Annotated in this window: 24 protein-coding genes and 2 pseudogenes; 4 read left to right on the plus strand and 22 right to left on the minus strand. The window is 63.8% G+C overall.

Annotation, left to right across the window (positions count from 1 at the left end):
- Nucleotide 1 precedes the first annotated feature (1 nt).
- From ACMGGG_RS21150 to ACMGGG_RS21235, 18 genes and pseudogenes are all read right to left on the minus strand, one after another.
- Nucleotides 2-1,216 carry an AfsA-related hotdog domain-containing protein gene (locus ACMGGG_RS21150; protein WP_063546397.1) on the minus strand — a complete coding sequence of 405 codons (1,215 nt, stop codon included), beginning with the start codon at nt 1,214-1,216 and terminating at the stop codon, nt 2-4.
- Nucleotides 1,217-1,225: 9 nt separating this feature from the next.
- Nucleotides 1,226-1,747: a DUF2867 domain-containing protein gene (locus tag ACMGGG_RS21155; protein WP_323453395.1), complete on the minus strand. Its 522-nt coding sequence runs from the start codon at nt 1,745-1,747 to the stop codon at nt 1,226-1,228.
- A 16-nt stretch (nt 1,748-1,763) separates the two neighbouring features.
- Complete coding sequence (locus tag ACMGGG_RS21160; protein ID WP_054893190.1) at nt 1,764-2,360, minus strand: NAD(P)H-dependent oxidoreductase; 597 nt, start codon at nt 2,358-2,360, stop codon at nt 1,764-1,766.
- Nucleotides 2,361-2,407: 47 nt separating this feature from the next.
- Nucleotides 2,408-3,028 carry an acyl-homoserine-lactone synthase gene (locus tag ACMGGG_RS21165; RefSeq protein WP_063546399.1) on the minus strand — a complete coding sequence of 207 codons (621 nt, stop codon included), beginning with the start codon at nt 3,026-3,028 and terminating at the stop codon, nt 2,408-2,410.
- 112 nt (nt 3,029-3,140) lie between these two features.
- Entirely contained in the window at nt 3,141-3,851 is a 711-nt protein-coding gene (locus ACMGGG_RS21170; RefSeq protein ID WP_063546400.1) for an autoinducer binding domain-containing protein, read from the minus strand.
- 256 nt (nt 3,852-4,107) lie between these two features.
- Nucleotides 4,108-4,623: pseudogene (locus ACMGGG_RS21175) on the minus strand (methyl-accepting chemotaxis protein); the annotation flags it as partial.
- 390 nt (nt 4,624-5,013) lie between these two features.
- Nucleotides 5,014-5,706: pseudogene (locus ACMGGG_RS21180) on the minus strand (methyl-accepting chemotaxis protein); the annotation flags it as partial.
- A 552-nt stretch (nt 5,707-6,258) separates the two neighbouring features.
- A complete protein-coding gene (locus ACMGGG_RS21185; RefSeq protein WP_054893188.1) occupies nt 6,259-7,551 on the minus strand; it encodes an adenylosuccinate synthase in 1,293 nt (430 codons plus the stop codon).
- A 55-nt stretch (nt 7,552-7,606) separates the two neighbouring features.
- Nucleotides 7,607-8,794 (minus strand): ATP phosphoribosyltransferase regulatory subunit, encoded by a 1,188-nt coding sequence (locus tag ACMGGG_RS21190; RefSeq protein ID WP_063546403.1) that lies wholly within the window; start codon nt 8,792-8,794, stop codon nt 7,607-7,609.
- Between the two features lie 280 nt (nt 8,795-9,074).
- Nucleotides 9,075-9,944 (minus strand): protease modulator HflC, encoded by an 870-nt coding sequence (hflC, locus tag ACMGGG_RS21195; RefSeq protein ID WP_054893186.1) that lies wholly within the window; start codon nt 9,942-9,944, stop codon nt 9,075-9,077.
- Nucleotides 9,944-11,125 carry an FtsH protease activity modulator HflK gene (gene hflK / locus ACMGGG_RS21200; protein WP_063546405.1) on the minus strand — a complete coding sequence of 394 codons (1,182 nt, stop codon included), beginning with the start codon at nt 11,123-11,125 and terminating at the stop codon, nt 9,944-9,946. The genes hflC and hflK overlap by 1 nt, the downstream gene beginning before the upstream one ends.
- A 96-nt stretch (nt 11,126-11,221) precedes the next feature.
- On the minus strand, nt 11,222-12,523 hold the full coding sequence (gene hflX, locus ACMGGG_RS21205) for a ribosome rescue GTPase HflX (RefSeq protein WP_054893184.1): 1,302 nt from the start codon (nt 12,521-12,523) through the stop codon (nt 11,222-11,224).
- Nucleotides 12,524-12,535: 12 nt separating this feature from the next.
- Nucleotides 12,536-12,796 (minus strand): RNA chaperone Hfq, encoded by a 261-nt coding sequence (gene hfq / locus ACMGGG_RS21210; protein WP_029612777.1) that lies wholly within the window; start codon nt 12,794-12,796, stop codon nt 12,536-12,538.
- Between the two features lie 93 nt (nt 12,797-12,889).
- Nucleotides 12,890-13,861: a tRNA (adenosine(37)-N6)-dimethylallyltransferase MiaA gene (gene miaA, locus ACMGGG_RS21215; protein WP_414154378.1), complete on the minus strand. Its 972-nt coding sequence runs from the start codon at nt 13,859-13,861 to the stop codon at nt 12,890-12,892.
- 1 nt (nt 13,862) lies between these two features.
- A complete protein-coding gene (gene mutL / locus ACMGGG_RS21220; RefSeq protein WP_112899303.1) occupies nt 13,863-15,764 on the minus strand; it encodes a DNA mismatch repair endonuclease MutL in 1,902 nt (633 codons plus the stop codon).
- Nucleotides 15,761-17,206, minus strand: a complete 1,446-nt coding sequence (locus ACMGGG_RS21225) for an N-acetylmuramoyl-L-alanine amidase (protein ID WP_196759876.1) — start codon at nt 17,204-17,206, stop codon at nt 15,761-15,763. Before ACMGGG_RS21225 ends, mutL begins: the two co-directional genes overlap by 4 nt.
- Complete coding sequence (tsaE, locus tag ACMGGG_RS21230) at nt 17,207-17,680, minus strand: tRNA (adenosine(37)-N6)-threonylcarbamoyltransferase complex ATPase subunit type 1 TsaE (RefSeq protein ID WP_065863785.1); 474 nt, start codon at nt 17,678-17,680, stop codon at nt 17,207-17,209.
- Complete coding sequence (locus tag ACMGGG_RS21235) at nt 17,668-18,528, minus strand: NAD(P)H-hydrate dehydratase (protein ID WP_414154379.1); 861 nt, start codon at nt 18,526-18,528, stop codon at nt 17,668-17,670. Before ACMGGG_RS21235 ends, tsaE begins: the two co-directional genes overlap by 13 nt.
- Nucleotides 18,529-18,593: 65 nt before the next feature.
- On the opposite strand from ACMGGG_RS21235, the gene queG reads away from it, so the two are divergent.
- On the plus strand, nt 18,594-19,661 hold the full coding sequence (gene queG / locus ACMGGG_RS21240; protein WP_414154380.1) for a tRNA epoxyqueuosine(34) reductase QueG: 1,068 nt from the start codon (nt 18,594-18,596) through the stop codon (nt 19,659-19,661).
- Nucleotides 19,662-19,727: 66 nt separating this feature from the next.
- On the opposite strand, the gene ACMGGG_RS21245 is transcribed toward queG, so the two are convergent.
- Nucleotides 19,728-20,339, minus strand: coding sequence for a trimeric intracellular cation channel family protein (locus tag ACMGGG_RS21245; RefSeq protein WP_054893179.1), 612 nt, complete (start codon nt 20,337-20,339; stop codon nt 19,728-19,730).
- 85 nt (nt 20,340-20,424) lie between these two features.
- Complete coding sequence (gene orn, locus ACMGGG_RS21250) at nt 20,425-20,967, minus strand: oligoribonuclease (RefSeq protein WP_054893178.1); 543 nt, start codon at nt 20,965-20,967, stop codon at nt 20,425-20,427.
- Nucleotides 20,968-21,059: 92 nt separating this feature from the next.
- Here orn and rsgA point away from each other — a divergent pair, with 92 nt between their 5' ends.
- Nucleotides 21,060-22,091: a small ribosomal subunit biogenesis GTPase RsgA gene (gene rsgA / locus ACMGGG_RS21255; RefSeq protein WP_063546413.1), complete on the plus strand. Its 1,032-nt coding sequence runs from the start codon at nt 21,060-21,062 to the stop codon at nt 22,089-22,091.
- Nucleotides 22,092-22,133: 42 nt separating this feature from the next.
- On the opposite strand, the gene motB is transcribed toward rsgA, so the two are convergent.
- Nucleotides 22,134-23,159, minus strand: a complete 1,026-nt coding sequence (gene motB / locus ACMGGG_RS21260; RefSeq protein ID WP_414154381.1) for a flagellar motor protein MotB — start codon at nt 23,157-23,159, stop codon at nt 22,134-22,136.
- Between the two features lie 3 nt (nt 23,160-23,162).
- Nucleotides 23,163-24,014, minus strand: a complete 852-nt coding sequence (gene motA / locus ACMGGG_RS21265; RefSeq protein WP_054893175.1) for a flagellar motor stator protein MotA — start codon at nt 24,012-24,014, stop codon at nt 23,163-23,165.
- 130 nt (nt 24,015-24,144) lie between these two features.
- Between motA and ACMGGG_RS21270 the strand changes: the two genes are divergently transcribed.
- Together ACMGGG_RS21270 and ACMGGG_RS21275 are read left to right on the plus strand one after the other, a co-directional pair.
- Nucleotides 24,145-25,680 carry an HDOD domain-containing protein gene (locus tag ACMGGG_RS21270; protein WP_063546417.1) on the plus strand — a complete coding sequence of 512 codons (1,536 nt, stop codon included), beginning with the start codon at nt 24,145-24,147 and terminating at the stop codon, nt 25,678-25,680.
- A 45-nt stretch (nt 25,681-25,725) separates the two neighbouring features.
- Nucleotides 25,726-26,535: a rhodanese-like domain-containing protein gene (locus tag ACMGGG_RS21275; RefSeq protein ID WP_414154382.1), complete on the plus strand. Its 810-nt coding sequence runs from the start codon at nt 25,726-25,728 to the stop codon at nt 26,533-26,535.
- Nucleotides 26,536-26,543: the final 8 nt, after the last annotated feature.

Raw genomic sequence — 26,543 nt, forward strand, 5'->3', positions numbered from 1 at the left:
GTTACCCGCTCTGCCGATCATTGCAAGGCGCGCCCTGGGCATCATTGCTTGCCAGCGCAGCCACCGACAGTTCCTGCAAGGGCTCGTGGAAGCAGTGGCACTTGATGACTTCCTTGAGCGTCGACAGCGTGGCGCGATCAAGCTTGGCGAATACGGCCAGTTGCACCGCAGGCTGTTGTGAAGGTCGGCACTCGACGATCGGAAAGCTCAGAAAACCCATGTCCCGCACATAGATGGACAGTTGCACCACCTCATGGGCCTGCGCGTTTTCCTCCACGCGAAACCTCACCGCCCGCAGTGAAACATGCTCGAGCAACCCCTCGACTGCCGTGCCGCGCGCCGTGTGCAACAAAACCTGCGGCAACACGCGGTTGGAGGGGGCGAACCAGTGGCTCTCCGGAAAGTTGACCGTGCGCATGCGCTTGAAAAGCGGCATCTTGATCGCACTGCCACGCAGGCGCAGCGTGGTGACCAGATTACCGTTCTGGAAGAACATCGCGGTCTTGTCCACCGTCCGGGGCAGGGCGCGCTTCTCGCCAGCGCTGTGCTGGACTACAACCTCCACCGCATAGGTGGACTCGGTGTAGTTATTGAAGGAGACGGACAAGTCTTCGATCGAGATCGAGATTTCACCGCGCCGGTAACCCGAATGGCTATAGAAATAGTGGTACATCGCCTGACGAGCCACTTCGATCAGCATCAGGCCAGGCACGTGCTCATGGGGCTTGTTGTAGAAAAAGTAGTTGTTGGTGTCGTTCATCAGGCCGTACGACGACAGGTTGGCACGTGTCCAACCCGGCAGCGCGTGCAGCGTGTCGGCCAATTGAGTGACCAACGCCGGATCTGCTGCCGGCAACCCGAAACGCCTCTGCAGGTAGCACTCGACCTGACGCGGTAGCCACGCAGCGGACAGTCGGTAGCCCCCCTCGTGCAAGGCATAGTAGGCCTGGGCATTCATTTCGAAACTGTCGAGGGAGTCGAAATCTTCCTGCCCGAGTGTGGTGGGAATGCTGGCAAGCACCCGGCCACCTTGAGCGTCGTCGCGATACAGGACGCCCAACGCAGCACACCCGCGCTCATCGAGATGTTCGAGCAGGAAGTTGGTCTCTTCGACGGTCAGACGAGCCGGCAGAAGATCCTGAAATCCGCAGAGCAGTACGTCGTCCACAGTCCCTTTGTGCAAGACCTGTGGAGTCAGGGGTAACTGACGTTCCATGTTGATTACCTAATAGGGTTCGACGGGGAAGGCGAGCACAGCGTTCTTCAGCATGCGCTTGACGATGGGGCCGTGAGCAGGGCCGACCGGGATCATGTAAAGCCTTCCGAAGGCGTTGTACCGCTGGACGGAGGTCGTCACGCTCAAGCGCTGCACGCCCTCGCCTGCGGGCGTGAGATCGAGGCAGACCATGACCGCCAAGTGCGTATCGCGCGAAGTGAGCACCAGCCGATGCGCATCGATCGCCTCCACCGTGAAGAAGTCGAGGCGCTCGCCCACCGCAGGTTCCCGCTCGGCCGTTCGGGGTGTGAAACCATGGATGTCGGCCACACGGAACCGGCGGGAAACGAAGTCACGAAGGCGAAAAGCCGCAGAGAGCCACGCCGGGATATGCGCAGTCATCGCGCAGTATGCCTGCAGGGCCGTGACGCGCCCGCCGATGCGCACCGCAGCGCAGTGCAGGAAATCCAGCTGCGCAAGCTCGGCGACCAGGCGAACATCCTTGGGGGCGCAAATCAGGGCCGCGGGCATCATCTGCATGCCCCTGTCATTGCTGGAGCAGGGCGATGGCAGCCAATTCGGCCTTGAGCAGGAGCTTCTCGTAGGCCTCGTCGGGTGACTCCTGGCGGCTGGTGATCAAGCCCGCGATTTCACGCGCCGACTCGTCCAGCGGCTCATCGGCGATGAACACCGACTCGAACAACGGAATCGGCGGCAGGTAATGACCTTTCACGTAGGCAACGGTCTGCTGCAGCGGTCGCAGAAGCTCATCCAGCGTGAAACGGTTGAACCCGCCCGCACGGTAGCCGGACGCTGGCGCCCCGACGGTGGTGACGATCAGAAACTCCTTGTCCTGCAGCTTGTCACCACCGCGCGCATAGGCAAAACCGGGCGTGAAGACATCGTCGATCCAGCGCTTCATCAACGCCGGGCACGAGTACCAGTACAGCGGGAACAGCAGCACGATGCGTTCGTGGGCACACAGCAGCTTCTGCTCGGCGGCGATGTCGAAGCCATTGCTGCCCAGTGCGGCCGACAGGGGGTGCAGCGTGACATTGCTACCTTGCAGGGCTTCGACGATGGCGGCATTGGCCCGCGAGCTGCTCAAGTCAGGATGACCGATTACGACCAGAATGTTATCCATGGAGAAGTCCTTTCAAGTGATGGTGTCCAGGCCGCAGCCAGGGGGGTTCATGCGGCGCGGTGGATTGAACGATAGTCCGCGGCATCTGTAACCTCCCCAATTGTGCAGGCCTGGGTCGGGACGTCGATCCAGCAAGCGAATAGCCAATGGTCGCCCACGCGCACCGGCGCCGCGGCTCGACGGGCGCGATAGCCTGCACGGCGCAGCAATCGCTCGATGCCTAGTGGCGACACGGTGATCAACTGCCGCACGCCCCGAGCGGCCGCACAGCGCAACACGGCATCCAGCAACTGCGTGGCGACGACGGAAGAAAATTGGCCGCCAGAGGTCCGCCCGGCCAGACCAAAATCCATGGCGGAGAAACGCGACAGCTCCCAGATCCGCGAATCACACGGCAGTGTCTGATCGCCCATCAACTGCGGGAATACTTCTGCAAGCAGGTAGCGTTGGTTGGTAGGCAGCACACGCGCCGTGCCTATGACCTGCTCCTGATCATTGCAGGCAAGCACATAGAGCGTCTCGTCATGGTCGAACTGATCACGCTCGCGACCTGGATCACACGCTAACTCCCACCCCAGGGTGTCGACGAATACCCGATAACGGTAACGGTCCATCTGCAGCAAGCGCGCCTGCCCCAGCTCCTGCTGTGTTCCAACGACGATTTCCATCTCGCGTCCTCCGGCCAATGTGGAAAGGACGCGTATTCGACTCGAAGTAGGGTGATAGCAAAACTGCACTATTTGGCAGGGTACTTCTGCACATAAGCGCAGGGCGTTCGCGCTAGGCCAGCAACCCCAGAAGCGCCGCCCGCGCTACCGCTGCCGTACGATTTGCAGCGCCCAGTTTGGCGCCGGCATTGCGGGTATGGAATTTCACCGTTTCAATCGACAAGGTGAGGATGTCGGCAACCTCGTTGAGCGTCTTGCCATCGGCAGCCCAACGCAGCACTTCGCGCTCACGTTCGGAGAGCGGGGACTGCGGCTGCGGTTGCCAGGAGTCCGAGAGCAGCCGCGAGAAGCCTTGGTGGGCGACATTCGCCAGCCAGCGCATCCGCGTCTCATGGGCACGCAACTCACATGCGCCGATCCCTTCGCCGGAGCGCGCCAGGGTCAGCATCCCCCCGCCCTTGCTCCCCTCCAGACACGATTGCGCCCAACCGTGGCGAAGACCGGCCTGCCGTGCCTCATCCCACAACTGCGGAGCGTCGGCGAATATTTCGTCGCCCCAGACCACTGGCTGCATCGAGCGCTGACAGTGGCGGACCGTCGGGTCAAGGAGCAGGTACCCATTGGCATGGTAATGATCACACCATGACCGGCTGTAGTTGCTGAGCATGACGATCCGCGGCTTGGTGACAGGCAGCGGCGTGCGCAGGCCATAAGCACAGTAATCGAAGCCCAGACGGCGCGCGGCTGCCTTGACCTCTTCCAACAACGTTTGCGTATCGCGCGCGTCATAAACCGCCGCCAGCATGTCGCCCATCCATTGCATTTATTATTCTCTCCATGAATGTGAAGCTGCTGCAGCCGCCCCCTGAAGGTGCGAGCCTAGCGGAGCTGCAACAGCCGGACATTGAGCGATATCAATTCGCCACAACGTTAACGAATACTACCGCGCGGTATTTATCCCGTGGCCGGCCTGGTCGGTTCGGCACCTTGGCGCTGACGATACAAGCACAGCGTTACAAAAATGCTGGCGCCCCCGGGCGATTCACCGATATCTCCTGCCTATCTGGATTGACGCCTGCTCAAGCCCTGAACTGCCCCAGACTCGCCCTCAACTGCGCCGCCAGATCATCCAGCACCTTGCTGCTGGCCGTGGTCTGCATCACCACTTCGGCCGAGCGCTCTGCCTGCGCGTGGATATTCTCGACCCGCCCCCGCACCGCCTGGGCGCCGTTGGCTTGCTGCTCGGCGGCACGAGTCGCCAGGCCGATGGCGGCATGCACCTGCTCCACCGCCGCCTGCACCGACTGCTGGCGGCGTTCGTTATCACGCAACACCAGCAGCCCTTCGCTGGCCTGGCGCCCCGCCTGGCCGATGGTGGCCACAGCCTCTTTCGCCCCCTGTTGCAAGGCAACGATATGCGCCTGGATATCGCCGGTGGAGCTTTGCGTCTTGCTTGCCAGAGCCCGCACTTCATCGGCTACCACTGCAAAACCGCGCCCTGTCTCACCGGCACGCGCCGCCTCGATCGCCGCATTGAGCGCAAGCAGGTTGGTCTGCTCGGCGATGCCGTGGATCACGGTCAGCACCACTTCGATCTGCTCGCTCTGCTTGGCGAGGCGCTCGATGACCTGCGAGCCGCTTTCCACTTCCCCCGCCAGCTTCTCGATCAGCTTGGCCAGCTGGGTCGAAGCGCGACTGTTCTCGTCGGTAGCCTGGCGGATATCCACGACCTGCTGCAACGCCGCCTGCATGGCGTGGCTCTCGGCCTGAGCCTCGTCGGCCATGCTCGACAGGTCGCGCAGACTCGCCGCCACCTCGTCGCGCTGCAACGCTGCCGCTGCATCGGCCCCCGCATTGCGCTGGGCCATGGTGCCGATTTCCACCCCGGTACGCTGGGCCACTTCACCGGCTTCGCGAACGATCGGCTGAAGCTTGTCGACGAAGCGGTTGACCGCCGACGCCATGTCGCCGATCTCGTCACGGCTGTCGAGCGCCACACGCTTGGTCAGGTCGCCCTCCCCGGCGGCCAGGTCGTCGAGGGCAGCAATGAGCAGGCGCAGCTTGCTGACCACCCGCCGCCCCAGCACCACGGCAACCACCAACAGCACGCCAAGCCCGACCAGCACCAGGCCGACGCCGATGCGCCAACGCAGCTCGCCGGCCGCGTCGCGAACCGTCTGCGCGGTATTGGCCTGCATGGCAGTGGCGCTGTTCTGCGCGGTCTCAAGACGAGCCTGCAGGGTCTTGCCGCTATCGGCCGCGGCAGCGCCGAGGCTCTCGCCGACCAGTTGCTCGCCACTGGCGATCAGGGCGGCAAAGCGCTGGTCGAGCGCCTTGAGCTCTTGATCGACGGCGGCGGTCGAGACCCCCATGAGTACCTTGCCGATCTGGGCGCCATTGGGGCTGATCGAAGCCTCGACGAAGTACACCGATGGATCCCGGCGCGCAGCGTCGAGCACCTTGTCCAGCGCCCGCTCGCCCTGACCCTTTTCCATCAGCGCCTGATTGATCGGGTTCTGGCGGTTGAGGTAACGGGTGAGGTGCTCGCCCTCGGCGTTGTCGTAGATCACGAACAACACGTTGGGATTGCGCTGCGCGCGACGAGCGAAGTCAGATAGCGTGGGGACGTCATTGTCCCAGATCGCCCTCGGTGCCACCGAGGCCAGCAACTCGGCCATATCGTTGGCCGACTCCTTGAGGCTTTGCTCCAGCGTGGTGCGTAGCTGTTGCTGTTCGCTCTGTAATCGCGTGGAAAGCCCTGCGCTCAGGCGTTGCCGGGTACTGGCCGAGAGGCTGTCGAGACCGGAGCGCACATCTTGCCCGGCCTGCTCCAGCTCACCTGCCAGCTTGCGACTGTCAGCGCCCAGGCGTTCGCCCAGGTCGGCCTCCAGCGCAGTGACGGTGCTGCGGGTCAGCACCACGGCGACCACGACTTGCACCAGAAGAGCGATACCAAGTGCAACAAAAACAGGCCGCAGGAGGCGGCTTCGTAACAGAGAGAGGATGGCAGACACGTTTGAACCCCCGTGTTTCTGGCGCCATTACTTTGATGGCATCTACAGAATCTTCTTACAGCAAGGGTCATGCCTGAAGCAGGAGGGAAATACGCCAAGGTCTAGCAGCCCGATGAACCGTGGTAGCGGGCTTACCCGCGAAAGACCACTGCAGCCAGGAACAAAAAAGCCGCAACCCCTTGCAGGGCTGCGGCGCAGGATCAGCCAGAAGGCAGATCAGGCGAACGGATGACGCAGCACGATGGTCTCGTTGCGGTCCGGGCCGGTGGAGATGATGTCGATCGGGGCACCGACCAGCTCCTCGATGCGCTTGATGTAGTTGCGCGCGGCCTGCGGCAGCTCTTCCAGGGCTTTCACGCCCAGGGTCGACTCGCTCCAGCCTGGCATCTCTTCGTACACCGGCTCCAGGCCGATGTAGCTGTCGGCATCGGAAGGCGCGTCGATCACCGCACCGTTCTCGTTCTTGTAGCCGACGCAGATGTTGATGGTTTCCAGACCGTCCAGCACGTCCAGCTTGGTCAGGCAGATACCCGAGATGCTGTTGACGTCGATGGCACGACGCAGGATCACGGCATCGAACCAGCCGCAGCGACGGGCACGACCGGTGGTGGAGCCGAACTCATGGCCACGCTTGGCCAGGGTAGCACCGGTTTCGTCGAACAGTTCGGTCGGGAACGGACCGGAACCCACGCGGGTGGTGTAGGCCTTGGTGATACCGAGGATGTAGTCCAGGTACATCGGGCCAACGCCGGAACCGGTGGAGATGCCGCCAGCGGTGGTGTTCGAGCTGGTGACGTACGGGTAGGTGCCGTGGTCGATGTCCAGCAGCGAGCCCTGGGCGCCTTCGAACATGATGTCCTTGCCGGCACGGCGCAGGTTGTGCAGTTCGGCGGTGACGTCGAGCATCATCGGCTTGAGCTGCTCGGCATAGGCCATGCACTCGTCGAGGGTCTGCTGGAAGTCGATGGCCGGCTCTTTGTAGTAATTGACCAGCTGGAAGTTGTGGTAGTCCAGCAGCTCACCAAGCTTGGCGGCGAAACGCTCGCGGTGGAACAGGTCACCCACGCGCAGGCCGCGACGGGCGACCTTGTCTTCGTAGGCTGGGCCGATACCACGGCCGGTGGTGCCGATCTTGGCTTCGCCACGGGCCTTTTCGCGGGCCTGGTCCAGCGCCACGTGGTACGACAGGATCAGCGGAGCAGCCGGGCTGATGCGCAGGCGCTCGCGAACCGGTACGCCCTTCTCTTCGAGCTTGGTGATTTCGCGCATCAGGGCGTCCGGCGCGACGACGACGCCGTTGCCGATCAGGCACTGTACGCCTTCTCGCAGGATACCCGACGGGATCAGGTGCAGAACGGTCTTCTCACCGTTGATCACCAGGGTGTGGCCCGCGTTGTGGCCGCCCTGGTAACGCACGACGGCGGCAGCATGTTCGGTCAGCAGATCGACGATCTTGCCTTTGCCCTCATCACCCCACTGGGTGCCCAGGACGACGACATTCTTACCCATAACACTTGTCCTCATTCACGCAACTTGGTTGCCGGCCCATTGCCGGCGAAGAATCTCAATGGGTCAGCGGCAGAACCTGCCAGCGCCCGTCTTGCTGAATCAATTGCCGATCACAATCCGCCTCGAGAGCAGCACTCAGCGGCTGGCCAGGCAGTGCCTGGACCACACGCTGGCCCTCGTTGCGCAACTGGCAGACCTGCTGCCAGAGGGCCGCGTCGCCACTGTCCGGCATCCAGATGCCGCCAGAAGGCAATACGACCTCCGCTCGCCCCAGTGTGACCAGGGTCTTCAAATCCGTGGAGAAACCGGTGGCCGGACGTGCCCGGCCGAAGTCGGCGCCGATGTCATCGTAGCGTCCACCCTGGGCGATCGACTGGCCGACACCGGGTACGAACACCGCGAACACCACGCCGGTGTGATAGTTGTAGCCGCGCAGCTCGCCCAGGTCGAAGTACAGCGGCAGGTCCGGGTAACGCGCCGCCAGGCGATCGGCGATCGCCAGCAGGTCGTCCAGGGCCGCCAGCACGCTGGCCGGAGCTCGGCCCAGGCGCACGCGGGCGTCGGCCAGCACTTCACGACCACCGCACAGTTCGACCAGGGCACGCAGCATGTTGCCCAGGTCTTTCGGCAGGTCGGCGGTCAGCTCGTGAACTTCATCGACAGCCTTGCGCTGCAGCGCATCGAACAACTGCTGCTCGACCGCGCCCGACAGGCCGGCGGCACGAGCCAGGCCACGGTAGATACCGACGTGCCCCAGATCCATGTGCACATCGGCAACGTCGGTCAGTTGCAAGGTGGTCAGCATCAGGCTGATCACTTCGACGTCGCTGGTCGGACTGGCGTCGCCATACAACTCGGCACCCAACTGGATCGGGCTGCGCGAAGTCGACAACGCACGCGGCTCGGCGTGCAGCACACTGCCGGCGTAGCACAGGCGGCTCGGGCCTTCGCGGCGCAGGGTGTGGGCATCGATGCGCGCCACCTGCGGCGTGAAATCGGCACGGAAACCCATCAGGCGACCGGACTGCGGGTCGACCACCTTGAAGGTACGCTGATCCAGGTCCTGGCCGGCGCCGGTAAGCAGCGACTCCAGGTACTCGATATGTGGGGTGACGACCAGTTCATAACCCCAACTCTGGAACAGGTCCAACACCTGGCGACGCGCAATCTCGATGCGCGCCGCTTCAGGTGGCAGTACTTCCTCGATGCCATCTGGCAGAAGCCAGCGGTCTACCGTTGCCATTACGCCATTTCCCCTCTGGTCCGGGCGGCCGCCCAACAGGTTAGCCGTCTGTGAAGCAGGCATTGGCGCACAACAGCAGGCAGCACCGATCCCAGCGCCGCCGCCGTGCCAACACCCTCGAAAAACTGCGCGTCCTGTCCAAGTCGTCAAAAAGCCGGGGGCCAATCAACCTTGCAGACGCAAAAAAGCCGGGAATTTCCCGGCTGACTCATCATACACCCCTTTTGATTCGGGATGCACCCCACCGGGCGTTTTAGCTGCCCGGCGGGGGTCTTTCCTGTTACGGCTTGCTCTTGTCCAGGAAGCGGAAGAACTCGTTCTTCGGATCCAGGACCAGCACGTCGCTCTTGCTGGCAAAGCTCTCGCGATAAGCCTGCAGGCTGCGGTAGAACACATAGAAATCAGCGTCCTGGCCGTAGGCCTTGGCATAGATGGCAGCCGATTGGGCATCGCCATCACCACGGGTTTCTTCAGCTTCACGGTAGGCTTCAGCCAGCAGCACACGGCGCTGACGGTCGGCATCTGCACGAATACCTTCAGCCAGCTCGTTACCCTTGGCACGGTGCTCGCGCGCTTCACGCTCACGCTCGGTGCTCATACGGTCGAACACGCTGCGGTTGACTTCCTTCGGCAGGTCGATGGCCTTGACGCGGACGTCGATGACCTCGATCCCCAGCTCCTTGTTGGCCATGCGGTTCAACGAAGCGGTGATGTCGGCCATCAGCGCGTCACGTTCACCGGATACCACCTCATGCAGGGTGCGCTTACCGAACTGGTCACGCAGGCCGCTTTCCAGACGACGCGACAGACGCTCGTCGGCGATCTGCTTCATGCCCGAGGTCGCGGTGTAGAAACGCTCGGCGTCCTTCACCCGCCACTTGGCGTAGGCATCGACCATCACGGCTTTCTTCTCCAGCGTCAGGAAACGCTGGGTCGGGGCGTCGAGGGTCATCAGACGGGCGTCGAACTTGCGCACCTGGTTGACGTACGGAACCTTCACATGCAGGCCCGGCTGGACATCCGCCTGGACCACACGGCCGAACTGCAGCAATACCGCCCGCTCGGTCTGCGACACGATGTAGAAGCAGTTCCAGGCGACGATCGCCAGCACCACGGCGGCAATCAGGGCGAACAGCGATTTATTGCTCATCAGCGGCTCTCCCTAGTGCGCAGCGGCTGTTGTTGCTGTTGCAGGTCCTGTACAGCGCGAGTGGCGGCGTCGTTGACCGACGGCGACACGCTGCTGGACGGCGCTGCAGTGTTGCGGCTGCCTTCGACCATCTTGTCCAGTGGCAGGTAGAGCAGGTTGTTCTGCCCGTCCTTGGTGGCCACCATGACCTTGCTGGTGTTGCTGTACACCTCCTGCATGGTCTCCAGGTACAGACGCTGACGGGTGACGTCCGGCGCCTTGCGGTACTCGGCGACCAGCTTGGTAAAGCGATCGGCCTCACCCTTGGCGCGGGCGATCACTTCATCGCGGTAACCGTTGGCGTCCTCGATGATGCGCTGCGCCTGACCACGGGCCTCAGGCACCACGCCATTGGCGTAGGACTCGGCCTGGTTGCGCGCACGCTGCTCGTCCTCACGGGCGCGGATCACGTCGTCGAAGGCTTCCTGCACTTCACGCGGGGCTGCCGCGCTCTGTACGTTGACCTGGGTGACGGTGATACCGGTGCGGTAGGTGTCGAGGAAGCGCTGCAGGCGTTCGCGGATATCCACGGCCATCTGCTCACGACCTTCGGTCAGCACCTGGTCCATCGAGGTGGAGCCCACGACATGGCGCAGGGCACTGTCGGTTGCGTGCTGCAAGCTTACTTCCGGCTGGTCGACGTTGAGAACGAAGTCCTGCAGGTTGCTGATCTTGTACTGCACGGTCAGCGGCACCTCGACGATGTTCTCGTCCTCGGTGAGCATCTGGCCCTGCTTGGTGTACGCACGCTCACGCGTGACGTTTTCCATGTACTTGCGGTCGATCGGCGGGAAGTAGATGTTCAGACCCGGCCCCACGGTCTCGTAGTACTTGCCGAAGCGCAGCACCACGGCCTGCTCCTGCTCGTCGACCACGTAGACGGCGCTGTACAGCCAGATTGCCGCCAGAACTGCCAGGCCAATGCCCAGCAAGCCGTAGCCGCCACCCTTGCCGATGTTGCGGTCACCACCGCCACCGCGTTTCTTGCTGCCGCCGAACATGCCGTTCAGGCTGTCCTGCAGCTTGCGGAAGGCCTCGTCGAGATCCGGTGGTCCCTTCTTGTCGCCACCACCACCGCCACCACGGCGGCCGCCCCAGGGATCCTGATTGTTCGAGTTGCCACCCGGCTCGTTCCAAGCCATAGCGCTCTCCATCTGATAAAGCAAAGACGCGCCCACGGCGCGCCGTCCAATGCTACAGAATGCCTGTCACGGCTGCCCGGCGACCTCGACGGGCATTTATTGCAAAGTGTGTTGCTCGATGAACACTTCAGGCTCAAGGCCTGCGCGGCTGATCAGGCGATTGAGCTCGACCCGGGGCAGACGCACGCTCAGCAAGCTGCTGCCCTGTTCATCGTGTTCTTCGCCTTGCACTGCCCCCAGTTCGAAGAATTGCGCGCGCAAGCGTGCAAGTCGCTGTTCCAGGCGCAGGGTTCCGACAAACAGATCATCCCCCAGCAATTCGGCTATCGCCTGCCCCACAAGCTCAAGGCCACGCCCGTCGCGGGCCGAAACCCAGACCCGCTCCGGCTTGCCGTCGGCATCGCGCTGGATCTGCGGCTCGACATCTTCGAGCAGGTCGAGTTTGTTATAGACCTCGAGGATCGGCAAGCCTTCGGCACCGATCTCGCCCAGCACCGCGAGCACCTGTTCGATCTGCTCCATGCGCTCGGGCTCGTGCGCATCGATTACATGCAGCAGCAGATCGGAGTTGCTCGACTCTTCGAGCGTAGCCCGAAAAGCCTCGACCAGCTTGTGCGGCAGGTGGCGAATGAAGCCCACGGTGTCGGCCAGCACGATCGGCCCCAGGTCGTCCAGCTCGAGCCTGCGCAATGTCGGGTCGAGTGTGGCGAACAACTGGTCGGCCGCGTACACCTCCGATTGCGTCAGGGCGTTGAACAGCGTGGACTTGCCGGCGTTGGTATAGCCCACCAGCGACACCGAGGGGATGTCCGCGCGCTTGCGCCCGCGTCGGGCCTGCTCGCGTTGGCTGCGCACCTTCTCCAGACGCGCCTTGATCTGACGCAGGCGCACCCGCAGCAGGCGGCGGTCGGTTTCAAGCTGGGTTTCACCCGGGCCGCGCAGACCGATACCACCTTTCTGTCGCTCAAGGTGGGTCCAGCCGCGCACCAGCCGCGTGCTCATGTGTTCGAGCTGGGCCAGTTCGACCTGCAGCTTGCCTTCGTGAGTTCGCGCCCGTTGGGCGAAGATATCGAGAATCAGACCGGTACGGTCAAGCACGCGGCACTCGAAGACGCGCTCGAGGTTGCGCTCCTGACTGGGCGTGAGGGTGTGATTGAAAATCACCAGGTCGGCTTCTTCGGCCTTGACCAGGTCGCGCAGTTCCTCGACCTTGCCGCTGCCGATCAGAAACTTGGCTGTGGGCTGGTGCCGGGCAACCGTGGCCAGGTGGACGATGTCCGCTCCGGCCGACAGTGCCAGCTCCTGAAACTCCTGCGGGTCTTCGCGCGCCTCAGGGTTCTGACCTTCCAAGTGAACGAGCAGCGCCCGCTCACCACCACCGTGGCGCTCAAAGAACAATGCAGGCTCCTATCAGGCGTTGCCTGGCTCGCTGTCGCCGTGCTCGGAATCGGACGGGCTTGGCAGACGAACCGGACGGGCAGGTACGACAGTGGAAATCGCGTGCTTGTAGACCATCTGGCTGACGGTGTTCTTCAGCAGCACGACGAACTGGTCGAAAGATTCGATCTGGCCTTGCAGCTTGATGCCGTTGACCAGGTAGATCGAGACCGGGACCTTTTCTTTTCTCAAGGTGTTCAAGTAAGGGTCTTGTAGCGAATGCCCTTTTGACATATGCCGCACTCCTGTAAGGATCAATAGTAAAAAACTGAAAAAATTCGTTCATTAAGGCCGTCAGTCGCAAGAATAGACGGCAATTGCAGGGACTCAGCTCAATATGGAGACCGATTCCAGGTATTTCAAGGTGCGGGACAGATTGTCGCAGGCCAGGCTGTCCAGCCAGTGTACGTCGGACCAGCTACGCAACCAGGTGAACTGCCGCTTGGCCAGCTGGCGGGTGGCGATGATACCGCGTTCGCGCATCTGCTCGGCTGTCAGTTTGCTGTCCAGATAGTCCCATACCTGCCTGTACCCCACTGCCCGTATAGACGGCAGCCCGACATGCAAGTCACTTCTGGCCCGCAGCTCTCGGACCTCGTCGATGAAGCCCTGTTCCAGCATCTGCGAAAATCGTAGCGCAATTCGCTCATGCAAAATGTGACGATCTGTAGGCGCAATCGCCAGACTGGCGACAGTATAGGGCAAATGTCCGCCCGCGCCTGCGTCTGAACCGCGGGTTTCGGCTGATTGACGCTCGCGGTGGGCGGTCATGCTCTGGCCGCTCACCCGGTATACCTCCAGCGCACGGATCAACCGCTGCGGATCGTTCGGATGAATGCGCGCCGCCGATACCGGGTCGATCTCGGCCAACTGCCGGTGCAGCTCCCCCAGGCCCAGCTCGCGGGCCTGGGCCTCGAGTTCGGCGCGAACCTCGGCATCAGCGGGCGGCATGTCGGCCAGGCCGTCCACCAGCGCCTTGTAGTACAGCATGGTGCCGCCGACCAGCAGCGGGATCTTGCCACGCGCAGTGATCTCGGCCATGGCCTGCAGCGCATCGCCACAGAATTGCGCCGCCGAATAGCTCTCGGCCGGGTCGCGGATGTCTACCAGCCGGTGCGGATGGGCAGCCAACACCTCTGGCGAAGGCTTGGCGGTGCCGATGTCCATACCGCGGTAGACCATGGCCGAGTCGACGCTGATCAGCTCGCAAGGCAGGGACGGTGTAAGGGCAATGGCCAGGTCGGTCTTGCCGGCAGCCGTCGGGCCCATGAGAAAAATCGCTGGGGGCTTGCCACTCATGTCATCGACCGCGCAGGAAAAGTTTGTCCAGATCATCCAGGCCCATCTGGGTCCAGGTCGGTCGGCCGTGGTTGCACTGGCCGCTGCGCTCGGTGTTCTCCATGTCACGCAGCAAGGCGTTCATCTCCGGGATCGCCAGGCGTCGGTTGGCACGCACCGCACCGTGGCAGGCCATGGTGCCGAGCAGCTCGTTGATGTGCGCCTGAATGCGGTCGCTGGTGCCGTACTCCATGAGATCGGCGAGTACATCCTGCACCAGGCGGTTGGCCTCGGCCTGCTTGAGCAACGCGGGGATCTGGCGGATCGCCAGGGTTTCCGGGCCCAGGCGCTGCAGCTCGAAGCCCAGGCGCTGGAAGGTCTGGGCATGTTCCTCGGCGCAGTCGGCCTCACGCTGGCTGACCGCCAGTGACTCGGGCACCAGCAGCGGCTGGCCACTGAGCCCTTCGCTGGCCATCGCCAGCTTCAGGCGCTCGTACATGATCCGCTCGTGGGCGGCGTGCATGTCTACCAGCACCAGGCCCACGGCGTTCTCGGCGAGGATGTAGATGCCCTTGAGCTGAGCCAGGGCATAGCCCAGCGGTGGAATGTCACCCTGGCTTTCCGGCAGCGCCACAGGCGGCTGGACGCTGGTCTCCAGCGGGGCGAAGTACTCGCGGTAGACTGCTTGCGCCTCTGCTGCCGGCACCGGCTGTGACGGCCGCGGCGTGTACTGGTACTGGTAGCCTGCGCCCGCGCCGCCATTGGAGAACGACGGCTGCTGCTGCGCCTGGGGCTGTTCGAGCACCGAGGCGGCCAGGCGCATCTCGCCCTGAGGGCCGAACTCACCGGCCTGCAAGCCGCTGGGACGCACGATTTCAGTGGTTGCCGCCGGCGCCGCGAGCTGATCCTCGGGGCGCACATCGGCCAGCGCACGGTGCAAGGTGCCGTACAGGAAGTCGTGGACCATCCGCCCTTCACGAAAGCGCACTTCGTGCTTGGTCGGGTGCACGTTGACATCGACACCGGTGGGATCGAGCTCCAGGAACAGCACGAATGTCGGATGCCGGCCGTTGAACAGCACGTCGCGGTACGCCTGGCGCACCGCGTGGGCGACCAGTTTGTCGCGCACCGCGCGGCCATTGACGAAGAAGTACTGCAGGTCTGCCTGGCTGCGCGAGAAGGTCGGCAAGCCGACCCAGCCCCACAGGCGCAGGCCATTGCGCTCTACCTCGATCGGCAGCGCCTGCTCGAGGAAGCCAGGCCCGCAGATCGCCCCGACCCGCCGCGCGCGCGACAGCTCGTCGGGCGCCTCATGCAGGCTGAGGATGCTCTTGCCGTTGTGGCGCAGGTGAAAGCCCACATCAAAGCGCGCCAGCGCCAGGCGCCGGATCACTTCCTGCAGATGATCGAATTCGGTTTTCTCGGCCTTGAGGAACTTGCGCCGGGCCGGGGTGTTGAAGAACAGGTCGCGTACTTCGACCGACGTACCGATGGGGTGCGCCGCCGGCTGAACCCGCGGGAGCATGTCTCGGCCCTCGGTCTCGACCTGCCAGGCTTCGCTGGCATTGGCGGTACGCGAGGTCAGGGTCAGGCGCGCTACCGAACTGATCGACGCAAGTGCCTCGCCACGAAAGCCCAGGCTGAGCACGCCCTCAAGGTCTTCCAGCTCGCGGATCTTGCTGGTCGCGTGGCGCGCCAGCGCCAGAGGCAGGTCGTCCGGGGCGATGCCACTGCCATCGTCACGCACGCGCAGCAGCTTCACGCCGCCCTGTTCGACATCCACGTCGATGCGCCGGGCACCGGAATCCAGGCTGTTCTCCAGCAGCTCCTTGGCCACCGACGCCGGGCGTTCGACCACCTCGCCGGCGGCGATCTGGTTGGCCAGCCGCGGGCTGAGCAGCTGGATTCGCGAACCACCACTCATTGCTGGGACGCCAGGGTAGTGGCCGGGATATCGAGGTGCTGACCGACCTTGAGCTCATCGCTCTTGAGGTTGTTGGTGCTGCGCAGGCTGGCAACGCTGACCTGATAACGCACGGCGATCATCGCCAGCGTCTCGCCCGGGCGCACGCTGTGTTCACGTGGACCCTGGGCGATCTTGCCGGAATCGCGCAACCAGGCGATGTAGGTGCCTGGCGGCGGGTTCTGCTGGAAGAACTGGCGCACACCGCTATGAATCGAGCGGGCCAGCGCCTGCTGGTGACTCTTGGTTGCCAGCTTGTTGGCTTCGTTGGCGTTTGAGATGAAACCGGTCTCGACCAGGATCGAGGGAATGTCCGGCGACTTCAGCACCATGAATCCCGCCTGTTCCACGCGCTGCTTGTGCAGCGGCGTGATGCGGCCCATGTTGCCCAGCACTTTCTGGCCCACGTTGAGGCTGGAACTGAGCGTGGCCGTCATCGAGAGGTCGAGCAGCACACCGGCAAGCATGCGGTCCTTGTCATCGAGGCTGACGTTACCGGCACCGCCGATAAGGTCGGAGCGGTTCTCGCTGTCGGCCAGCCAGCGCGCGGTCTCGGAGGTAGCGCCACGGTCGGACAGGGCAAATACCGAGGCGCCGAAGGCCGCTTTCGACGGCGCGGCGTCGGCGTGGATGGAGATAAACAGGTCAGCGCCCTTCTTGCGGGCAATCTCGGTGCGCTTGCGCAACGGAATGAAGTAATCGCCGGTACGGGTCAGTTCGGCGCGATAACCTTTCTCGGTGTTGATCTGGCGCTGAAGCTCGCGCGCGATATCGAGCACGATGTCTTTCTCGTGCTGGCCACGCGAGCCGGAGGCGCCAGGGTCTTCCCCGCCATGGCCGGCGTCGATGGCGACCACGATGTCACGCTTGCCGTTGGGCACCGGCGGCAGCTTGATCGCCGGTTGCGCCGGCGTCACCGGTACTGCGGGCGTGGTGGCTGGCGCCTGGGTGACCGGCGGCGGCGTGGGGTTGCTGGCGGCAACCGCATCGGCTTCCTGGTCGTACAGGTCGACCACCAGGCGATTGCCGTACTGGGCGTTGGGTGCAAGGGTGAAGCTTTTGGGCGTGACAGCCTTTTTCAGGTCGACCACCACGCGCAGGTCGGTGGCGGTGCGCTGGGCCGAGCGCACGCTGGTGATAGGCGTGTTCGAGGTGGAGACGTTCAATGGCGAGGCGAGCGTCGCACCATTGATGTCGATGACCAGGCGATCAGGCGCGCTGAGCGTGAAGACGCTGTGCTGCACCGGGCCCGACAGGTCGAAGACCAGGCGAGTGTTGTCCGGCGCGCGCCACAGGCGCATGCTCTTGACTTGTGTGACGGCCAGAGCGTCAACGGTCACCGCTGTCAGCAGCAGTCCAACGACGGCGACCAGTGCGCGAATGCGCAGCATACCTTTCCCCACTTACGATTTGTTTTCGGCAGCCAGAGCGGCACACCAGGCTTCGCCGCGAGCCCCCTGCGGCGACAGGTTCAGCGAGCGGCCGCCCGCCTGGGGGCTTATGGTAATGGTCAGGTCGGGCTTTGGCAAAACGCCCGCGCCCTTCTGCGGCCATTCGAAAAGACACAGCGGATCGCCTTCGAAATAATCGCGAATTCCCATGAACTCTAGCTCTTCTGGATCGACCAGGCGGTAAAGGTCGAAATGGAAGGCGCGGATATCGCCTATTTCATAAGGTTCGACCACCGTGAAGGTCGGGCTTTTTACTGCGCCAGTGTGACCCAATCCACGGATCAGGCCTCGCGACAAGGTGGTCTTGCCGGCGCCCAGGTCGCCTTCCAGAAAGATCACACCATGGCCGCCGGTGACCTTGGCGAGTGTCGCACCGAACTCGACGGTGGCCGGCTCGTCGGCCAGAAACAGGGTTATGCCTGACACGCTGAATGCTCCTCCAACAATTCTCGAATGACCGGAGCCAGATCGCTGGCCGCCAGACCTCTGCCCTGCGCGCCCAGGCGTTCGCCAGCGCAGGCGTGTAACCAGACGCCCAGGCCCGCCGCCTGCCAGGCGTCCAGGCCCTGGGCGAGCAACGCGGCCAGCACGCCGGTCAGCACATCACCCAGGCCGGCGCTGGCCATGGCCGGGTGGCCTCGCTCGCACAGCCGCAACTGGCCGCTCGGGTCGGCGACCAGGGTTCCGGCGCCCTTGAGCACGCAGACACTGTCATAGCGACGCGCCAGTTTACGCGCAGCCCCGGGCCGGTCGGCCTGCACGGCCTCGGTGGAAACGCCCAGCAAACGCGCAGCCTCCCCAGGATGCGGGGTCAGGATGCTGCCGCCCGGCAAGGCCAGGGGCGTACGCGCCAGCAAGTTGAGCGCATCGGCGTCCCAGACCTGCGGCAGGTGTGCATTGGCGACTGCCGACAGCAGGCTGCGGCCCCAGGCCGCCTGGCCAAGACCAGGCCCGACCACCAGCACCGAAGCGCGCTCCAGCACGGCCATCAACTGGTTGGCCGAACTGACCCCCAGGCACATGGTTTCCGGCAGACGGCTGAGGCTCGCGCCCACATGCTCGGGGCGTGTCGCCACGCTGACCAGCCCGGCACCACAGCGCAGCGCAGCCTCGGCACTGAGCAGCACGGCGCCGCCGGTACCCAAGTCGCCGCCAACCACCAGCACATGGCCAAAATCGCCCTTGTGGGCAGTTGCTGGCCGCGCAGGCAGGTGCGCGACGGTCACGCTGCTGAGCGTTTGCGCGGTATTGGCGTGGTGTTTGGTCTGAGGCATGGGGTCAAAGGCTCCGATGTCTGGCAGAATTATACGCACCTGAGCCTGCAATGCCTTGTCCATCCATGTCCGCCTCCTCTCTAGACCTCCCAGCACTGGCCCAATCGATCAAGGATTGGGGCCGCGAACTCGGTTTTGCCCACGTGGGCATCGCCGATGTCGAGCTTGGCGAGCATGAACAGCACTTGCAGCGCTGGCTTGAAGCCGGCCATCACGGCGAGATGGACTATATGGCAGCGCACGGCACGAAACGTTCGCGCCCTGCCGAACTGATCCCCGGCACCTTGCGGGTGGTTTCGCTGCGCATGGACTATCTGCCCGGCGATACGCAGATGGCCCAGCGCCTGGCTCAACCGGAAAAAGCCTATATCTCTCGCTACGCACTGGGCCGCGACTACCACAAGCTGGTGCGCAAGCGCGTGCAGCACCTGGCCGACCGCATCCAGGAAACCATCGGCCCCTTCGGCTACCGCGCTTTCGTCGACAGCGCTCCGGTACTGGAAAAGGCCATCGCCCAACAGGCCGGGCTCGGCTGGATCGGCAAGAACACCCTGCTGCTCAACCGTAAGGCGGGCAGCTACTTCTTCCTCGCCGAGCTGTTTGTCGATCTGCCACTGCCCGCCGACGAAGCCCAGACCAGCGAGCATTGCGGGCGCTGCCAGGCGTGCCTGGACATCTGCCCCACCGCGGCCTTCGTCGGGCCCTACCAGCTCGATGCGCGGCGCTGCATCTCGTACCTCACCATCGAGCTCAAGGGCGCGATCCCGCTGGAGCTGCGACCTCTGATCGGCAACCGGGTGTTCGGTTGCGACGACTGCCAGATCGTCTGCCCCTGGAACCGCTTCGCCAAATCGACCGGCGAGGACGACTTCAAGCCGCGCCACGGGCTGGACAACGCCGAGCTGGCGGCACTGTTTCTGTGGGACGAAAAGACCTTTCTCAGCCGCACCGAAGGCTCGCCGCTACGTCGCGCCGGTTACGAGCGCTGGCTGCGCAACCTGGCGGTCGGGCTGGGCAATGCACCTTCGACGATCGCCGTGCTCGAGGCCCTGAAAGCGCGGCGCGAGCATCCTTCGGCATTGGTCAGGGACCACGTGGAGTGGGCGTTGGCGCGGCACGAGGCGGCGGGCTGACAGGAACAGTACGACCTTTTCGCGCTCCGAGTTGCCCGCGAAAAGGCCGCATTCGATCCCGAAGACTCAATGCTCGTCGTTGTAGTGGAACTTGGGCATTTCCCAGTGAAAGCGGATGGCCAGCAAACGCAAGAGGAAGCCGCCAAACAGCGTCAGCAGCATCGCCTGCTCGGCCGGCACCTTGAAGTACACGCAACCCAGATAGAACCAGGCCGCAGCGAACGACACGCTGGCATACAGCTCCCGACGAAACACCAGCGGAATGTCGTTGCAGAAGATATCGCGCAAGATCCCGCCGAACACACCGGTGATCACACCGCTGATCGACGCCACCAGCATCCCCTGGCCCATTTCCAGTGCAGTCATGCAGCCGATCAAGGTGAAGGCCACCAATCCGAGGGCGTCGAGGACCAGGAACAGCGAGCGCAGGTGACGCATCAGCGGCGCGATGAAGATCGTCAGCAATGCGGCGAAACTGGTCAGCACCAGGTATTCGGGGTGCTTCACCCAGGTCAGCGGGTAGTGCCCAAGCAGTACGTCGCGCACCGAGCCGCCACCCAGGGCGGTGATGCAGGCGATCAGTACCACGCCGAACCAGTCCATGCCTCGCCGGCCAGCAGACAAGGCGCCAGTCATGGCTTCGGCAGTGATGGCGATGAGGTAGAGCATCAACAGCATGGCGCAGATCCGTGCGAGAAAAGGCGCGCAGTCTACTCAGTCGCGCGTGGCACCAAAAGGGGGCGTATGCACGCCCCCTGATTCATCAGACCTTGATGAAATGCTCGCGGTAGTGACGCAGCTCGGCGATCGACTCGCGGATGTCATCCAGTGCCAGGTGGGTGCTGCCTTTCTTGAAGCTGTCGCGCACGTCCGGCGCCCAGCGCGCAGCGAGCTCCTTGAGTGTGGAGACATCGAGGTTGCGGTAGTGGAAGTAGCCTTCCAGCGCGCGCATGTGACGATAGAGGAAGCGGCGGTCCTGACAGATGCTGTTGCCGCAGATGGGTGACTTGCCCTTTGGTACCCACTGCTCGAGAAAGGCGATGGTCTGGGCTTCAGCTTCGGCCATGTCGATACGGCTTTCGCGCACGCGCTGGGTCAGGCCCGAGGCGCCATGGGTGCGGGTGTTCCACTCGTCCATGCGCGCCAGGACTTCGTCGCTGTGATGAATGGCGATCACCGGGCCTTCGGCCAGGGTGTTCAGCTCGCTGTCGGTGACGATAGTGGCCATCTCGATGATGACGTCGTTGTCCGGATCCAGGCCGGTCATCTCCAGATCGATCCAGATCAGGTTCTGTGGGTTGTGCATGAATGAGCTCCTCGAATAGGCCAACATATTAGCCTAGTGGAGCGTGCTAAACTGCCTGCCGTTTTCTTTTGCCCCGCCAACACGGAACCTCCATGGCCAAACGCCAGCTCAACCGCCGCCAGAACTGGCGCATCGAAAAGATCCAGGGTGAACGCGCCGCCCGCGCCGCCAAACGCGAGCAGCACGCCCTGCAAGAGCTCGAAGGCGGCGACCTGGGGCCCGAACAACTGGGCCTGGTGATCGCCCACTTCGGCGTCACGGTCGAGGTCGAGGCCCAGGACGGCGACGTCGCAGGCCAGGTGTTCCGCTGCCACTTGCGCGCCAACCTGCCTGCCTTGGTCACAGGCGACAAGGTGGTCTGGCGGGCCGGCAACCAGGGCAACGGTGTGATCGTCGCGCAGATGCCGCGCAGCACCGAGCTGTGTCGGCCGAACAACCACGGCCAGCTCAAGCCGGTCGCGGCCAACGTCGACCTGATCGTGATCGTCTTCGCCCCGGCACCCGAGCCCCAGGCCAATCTCATCGACCGCTACCTGGTTGCTGCCGAGCACGCTGGCATCCGCCCGCTGCTGTTGCTGAACAAGGCCGACCTGATCAACGACGACAACGCAGCGACGCTCAATGCGCTGCTAGCGGTGTACCGCGATCTCGGTTACCCGCTGCTCGAAGTGTCCGCACACCACGGCGATGGCATGCAGCGCCTGCAGCAGACACTGGACGAGCACATCAGCGTGTTCGTCGGGCAGTCGGGCGTGGGCAAGTCGTCGCTGGTCAATAGCCTGCTGCCGCAGGCGCAAACGCGGGTGGGCGATCTGTCGGAGTGGTCGGGCCAGGGTACCCACACCACCACCACTGCACGGCTCTACCACTTCCCCAACGGCGGCGACCTGATCGACTCCCCCGGTATCCGCGAGTTTGGCTTGGCGCATGTCAGCCGTGACGATGTGGAAGCGGGCTTCATCGAGTTCCGCGACCTGCTCGGCAACTGTCGCTTCCGCGACTGCAAGCATGACCGCGAGCCCGGCTGCGCGTTGCTCAAAGGTCTGGAGGAAGGGCGTATCTCGGCGCAGCGGATGCACAGCTACCGCTCGATCGTGGCAAGCCTGACGCAAGACACCTACTGAAGATGCAGGAGCGGCGTTGCGCCGCTCCTGCAGATTACGAACTCAGTTTTCCTTGGGCTCGTCCATCTTCAGCACGCCATCCTCAAAGATGTTCAGCTTCTGGCGCAGCTCACGCGGCTGCATCGGTGCCGAGCCATCGGCCGGCGCGGCGGAGGCACCAGGGGCTCCTGGCGCCGCATTGGCAGGCGGGGTTGGGTTGGCCGGTGCCTCAGGTGCACCCTGCTCGCCCTCGATATCCCGCTGCGCTTTTTTGGTCAGCACGATGATGTCGATCCGGCGGTTGACCGGGTTGAACGGGTTTTCGCGGTCGAACAGCGACGACGAGGCGTAACCCACCACTCGCGCCACCTGGCCATCCGGATAACCACCCGCCACCAGCGCACGTCGCGCGGCGTTGGCACGGTTGGCCGACAGCTCCCAGTTGCCGAAATCACCGGTACCGGCATAAGGCTTGGCATCGGTGTGGCCGCTGACGCTGATCTTGTTCGGCACGGCCTTGATGGTGTCGGCCATCGCCAGCAGGATGTCTTCGAAGTAGGGCTTCAGGCGCGCACTGCCGAGGTCGAACATCGGCCGGTTCTCGGCATCCATGATCTGGATGCGCAGGCCGTCCTGGGTGATCTCGAACAGGATCTGGTCCTTGAACTTCTGCAGTTGCGGATTTTCCTCGACCTTGTTCTGCAGCTCCTGCAGCAGCAGTTGCAGCCGCTCCTGCTCGACCTGGTCGGCCATGGTCTCGATCCGGTCCTTGTCCATCTGCACGCTGGTGTCAGGCGTCGGCTCGGACTTCTCCTCCGGGTTGATGGTCTTTTCCGGGGCCAGCTGCGGCGAGCCGCCCAGGTCGATGACGTAGGGCGTACCGCTCTCGGAGAAGCCGATCGGATCCTTGAAGTAGCCGGCGATGGCGATCTTCTGCTCCGGGGTGGCCGTGGACAGCAACCACAGCACCAGGAAGAACGCCATCATCGCCGTGGCGAAGTCGGCGAAGGCGATCTTCCAGGAGCCGCCATGGTGGCCGTCGCCGTAGCGCTTGACGCGCTTGACGATGATGGGCTGATTGTTCTCCATGGCTTAGCGACCGCGAACCGCTTGTTCCAGTTCGGCAAAGCTCGGACGGTGCGCCGGGTACAGCACCTTGCGCCCGAACTCGACGGCCAGCGACGGCGGCATGCCGGACGCCGAGGCCACCAGCGAAGCCTTGATCGCCTCGTAGACGTTCAGTTCTTCCTTGGCGTCGTGGCGCAGGCAGTTGGCCAGCGGACCGAAGAAACCATAGGCCGCGAGAATACCGAAGAAGGTCCCGACCAGCGCAGCACCGACGTGCAGGCCGATGGATTTCTGGTCGCCATCGCCCAGCGAGGCCATGGTCACCACGATGCCGAGTACCGCCGCCACGATACCGAAGCCGGGCATGGCGTCGGCAACGCTGGTCACCGCATGGGACGGGTGCTCGAGGTCTTCCTTCAGGCTCAGCAGCTCCATGTCGAACAGGCCTTCGAGCTCATGGGGTGCCATGTTGCCGGTCGACATGATGCGCAGGTAGTCGCAGACGAACGCGGTCATCCGCGCATCGCCCATGACCGCAGGGTACTTGGCGAAGATCGGGCTGGCCGCGGGATCCTCGATGTCACCCTCGATGGCCATCATGCCCTCGCGGCGACTCTTGTTGAGAATCTCGTAGATCAGGCCCAACACTTCCAGATAGAACGTATGGGTGAAGCGGCTGCCGAACATCTTCAGCGACTTCTTCATGACGTGCATGGTCATGTAGCCAGGGTTGGCCTGGAGAAACGCGCCAAAGGCCGCACCGCCGATGATCAGCACTTCGAACGGCTGGATCAGCGCCGCGATCTTGCCGTGGGAGAGGACGTATCCGCCGAGGACACTCGCGAATACGACGATGATGCCGATAATTTTAGCCATAGATTGGAAGCACTTGCTGTCGTGGTCAGGGTCAGGGGCGGAAGCTTGGAAACTCTTCTTCTCCTTATCGGCAGAACTGCGCCAGACTATAGCCACTCAATGCGAAAAGCCAGTTTGGACTGATGTCAAAATGCCAATCGAAACCAAGGTGCCAGCGCAGATCCCCTCCTCTCTAGACGCCTGGGTAAGGCTGCTCGACGGCATCCGCGTGCCGGTGCCCAAAGAGAGTCATGACCGGGTTCTGGCGGCCATCAACGACAATCGCCGCTCGCTGCGCGACATCGCCGAACTGATGCAGGACAGCCCGTCGCTGGTGCTGTGCGTGATGCGCGAAGCCAATCACCCGAACCACGCCAGCCAGGCCGAGCCCGCCGAAAGCCTGGAAATCGCCCTGAACCGTCTGGGCCTGAGCCGCATCCTGCAACTGATGGGACGCCTGCCATCGATACCGGGAGACGACATTCCGCCGGTGCTGCGCCAATTCCTGCTGATCAGCCAGCACGCCACCCAGCAAGCCAACGGCCTGTTCGCCAGCCGCCTGGCGCGCCTGTGGCAGGAAATCCACTGGGGCAGCCTGCTGTTCCTCTCGCCACTGTGGGCACTGGCCCTGGCTTACCCCAAGCTGCTCGACACCTGGGAACTGCGGGTCATTCACAAGGGTGAAGAGGCTTCAGAGGTGGAGCATGCACTGTTCGGCGTGCGCATCATGGAGTTGTGCCGCGCCGTCGCCACGCACTGGCGCCTGCCGGAATGGGTCACCCAGGGTTATCGCCTGCTGCTCGAAGAACGCGAACAACTGGCCCAGGTACTGAACATCGCCCGCGAGCCTGACGAGTTGAGCAAGCAGCATCGACTGGACGAAGAGCCCGGGCTGCGCCGCTGGTTCAACCAGCCGGCCAATACCGTGCTGCTGGCCAACGGCCTGGCGCTGTCGGCGCAGGTCGGCTGGGACAACCCGCACTTGCTGCGCTGGCAACTGCTCACCGCCATGTACCTGCAAACCACGCTGGATGATGTGCAACAGCAAGTGCACCAGCAAGCAGCGGCCAGCGCGCGCCACCATGCCCGGCATGCACTGTTCCACCCGGCCGAGGCGCTGATCTGGCCCTGGCAGCAGCGGCGCCCGCACCCAGACATGCTCACCCCGCCACCGCCACCTGCCCAGGACCTGCAACGCTGGCGCACGCTGTGCGGCGACCTGCTGGCCCAGCCCAGCCCGTTCACCAACACCGTGCACCTGGCCACCCAGGCGCGCGAGGCACTGCTGGCTTGCGGCATGCAGCGGGTGCTGTTGCTGCTGCTCGACAAACCCAATGACTGCCTGCGCGTACAGCAGAGCGCCGGGTTGCCGCGCGAAGCCTCAGCGCTGACATTGGCAGCAGGCCAGAGCAAGCTGCTGCAAAAACTGCTGAGCAAAGCCTCGCAACTGCGTCTGACGCCCGACAATCATGCCCAGTTTTCCGCCCTGCTGCCCGCACCGCTACGTGCGTTGTTCCCCAGCGAGCACTTGCTGTTGCGCTCGCTGGCCGTGAACGACCAGGTATTGATGCTGGCGATCGCCGACCAGGGCGGCAGGCCGCTTGCGGACGTGAGCGTGCAGGCCTTCGGAAAAACCGCACAATGTATCGAGCGCGCGCTGGCCAGCTTCGCCAACCGCAATGCCTGAACCTTGCGCTACAATCGCACCTCCCTTGCTCCCCGGAGACCGTGGATGACTGATTTTTCCGGCTTGCCACTGGTGATCGAAGCCGCCGACCTGCTGCCACGCCTGGATTCGCCCGAGCTGATCCTGGTCGACCTGAGCAGCGCCAACCGCTATGTCAGCGGCCACATCCCAGGCGCGCGGTTCGTCGAGGGCAAACGCACCCAGCTGGGACAGCCTCCGGCTCCCGGCCTGCTGCCGGCCCAGGCCGACCTGGAAAAGCTGTTCAGCGAGCTCGGCCACCGAGACGACGCGGTGTACGTGGTATACGACGACGAAGGCGGCGGCTGGGCCGGGCGCTTCATCTGGCTGCTCGACGTGATCGGCCAAGCGCGCTACCACTACCTCAACGGCGGCATCCAGGCCTGGCCTGCGGACAAGCTCGTCACTGAAGTGCCAGCAGCCGCCAGCACGCCTGTGCGCCTGCGCCTGCGCGCCGAACCCACCGCCACCCGCGAATACCTGCAAAGCCGCCTGGGCGCCGACGACCTGGTGGTCTGGGACGCCCGCGGCCCGCAGGAATTCAACGGCGAGAAGGTCCTGGCAGCCAAGGCCGGCCACATCCCCGGCGCGGTCAACTTCGAGTGGACTGCAGGCATGGACCTCAACGACCACCTGCGCATTCGCAAGGACATCGCCGAAGTACTGCAGCAATTGGGCATCACCCCTGACAAGGAAGTGATCACCCACTGCCAGACCCACCGTCGCTCCGGATTCACCTACCTGGTGGCCAAGTCACTCGGCTATCCACGGGTCAAGGCCTACGCCGGCTCGTGGAGCGAGTGGGGCAATCACCCGGACACGCCTGTAGAAGTTTAAGGAAACTG

The organism is Pseudomonas sp. BNK-44-b (genome assembly GCF_047456245.1).
GTDB lineage: Bacteria > Pseudomonadota > Gammaproteobacteria > Pseudomonadales > Pseudomonadaceae > Aquipseudomonas > Aquipseudomonas machongensis.

Bases quoted from the DNA above. Each gene is read 5' to 3' on its own strand.
- ACMGGG_RS21150 (WP_063546397.1), bottom strand. From the start codon at position 1,216: ATGGAACGTCAGTTACCCCTGACTCCACAGGTCTTGCACAAAGGGACT.
- ACMGGG_RS21155 (WP_323453395.1), bottom strand. From the start codon at position 1,747: ATGCCCGCGGCCCTGATTTGCGCCCCCAAGGATGTTCGCCTGGTCGCC.
- ACMGGG_RS21160 (WP_054893190.1), bottom strand. From the start codon at position 2,360: ATGGATAACATTCTGGTCGTAATCGGTCATCCTGACTTGAGCAGCTCG.
- ACMGGG_RS21165 (WP_063546399.1), bottom strand. From the start codon at position 3,028: ATGGAAATCGTCGTTGGAACACAGCAGGAGCTGGGGCAGGCGCGCTTG.
- ACMGGG_RS21170 (WP_063546400.1), bottom strand. From the start codon at position 3,851: ATGCAATGGATGGGCGACATGCTGGCGGCGGTTTATGACGCGCGCGAT.
- ACMGGG_RS21185 (WP_054893188.1), bottom strand. From the start codon at position 7,551: ATGGGTAAGAATGTCGTCGTCCTGGGCACCCAGTGGGGTGATGAGGGC.
- ACMGGG_RS21190 (WP_063546403.1), bottom strand. From the start codon at position 8,794: ATGGCAACGGTAGACCGCTGGCTTCTGCCAGATGGCATCGAGGAAGTA.
- hflC (WP_054893186.1), bottom strand. From the start codon at position 9,944: ATGAGCAATAAATCGCTGTTCGCCCTGATTGCCGCCGTGGTGCTGGCG.
- hflK (WP_063546405.1), bottom strand. From the start codon at position 11,125: ATGGCTTGGAACGAGCCGGGTGGCAACTCGAACAATCAGGATCCCTGG.
- hfq (WP_029612777.1), bottom strand. From the start codon at position 12,796: ATGTCAAAAGGGCATTCGCTACAAGACCCTTACTTGAACACCTTGAGA.
- miaA (WP_414154378.1), bottom strand. From the start codon at position 13,861: ATGAGTGGCAAGCCCCCAGCGATTTTTCTCATGGGCCCGACGGCTGCC.
- mutL (WP_112899303.1), bottom strand. From the start codon at position 15,764: ATGAGTGGTGGTTCGCGAATCCAGCTGCTCAGCCCGCGGCTGGCCAAC.
- ACMGGG_RS21235 (WP_414154379.1), bottom strand. From the start codon at position 18,528: ATGCCTCAGACCAAACACCACGCCAATACCGCGCAAACGCTCAGCAGC.
- queG (WP_414154380.1), top strand. From the start codon at position 18,594: ATGTCCGCCTCCTCTCTAGACCTCCCAGCACTGGCCCAATCGATCAAG.
- ACMGGG_RS21245 (WP_054893179.1), bottom strand. From the start codon at position 20,339: ATGCTGTTGATGCTCTACCTCATCGCCATCACTGCCGAAGCCATGACT.
- orn (WP_054893178.1), bottom strand. From the start codon at position 20,967: ATGCACAACCCACAGAACCTGATCTGGATCGATCTGGAGATGACCGGC.
- rsgA (WP_063546413.1), top strand. From the start codon at position 21,060: ATGGCCAAACGCCAGCTCAACCGCCGCCAGAACTGGCGCATCGAAAAG.
- motB (WP_414154381.1), bottom strand. From the start codon at position 23,159: ATGGAGAACAATCAGCCCATCATCGTCAAGCGCGTCAAGCGCTACGGC.
- motA (WP_054893175.1), bottom strand. From the start codon at position 24,014: ATGGCTAAAATTATCGGCATCATCGTCGTATTCGCGAGTGTCCTCGGC.
- ACMGGG_RS21270 (WP_063546417.1), top strand. From the start codon at position 24,145: ATGCCAATCGAAACCAAGGTGCCAGCGCAGATCCCCTCCTCTCTAGAC.
- ACMGGG_RS21275 (WP_414154382.1), top strand. From the start codon at position 25,726: ATGACTGATTTTTCCGGCTTGCCACTGGTGATCGAAGCCGCCGACCTG.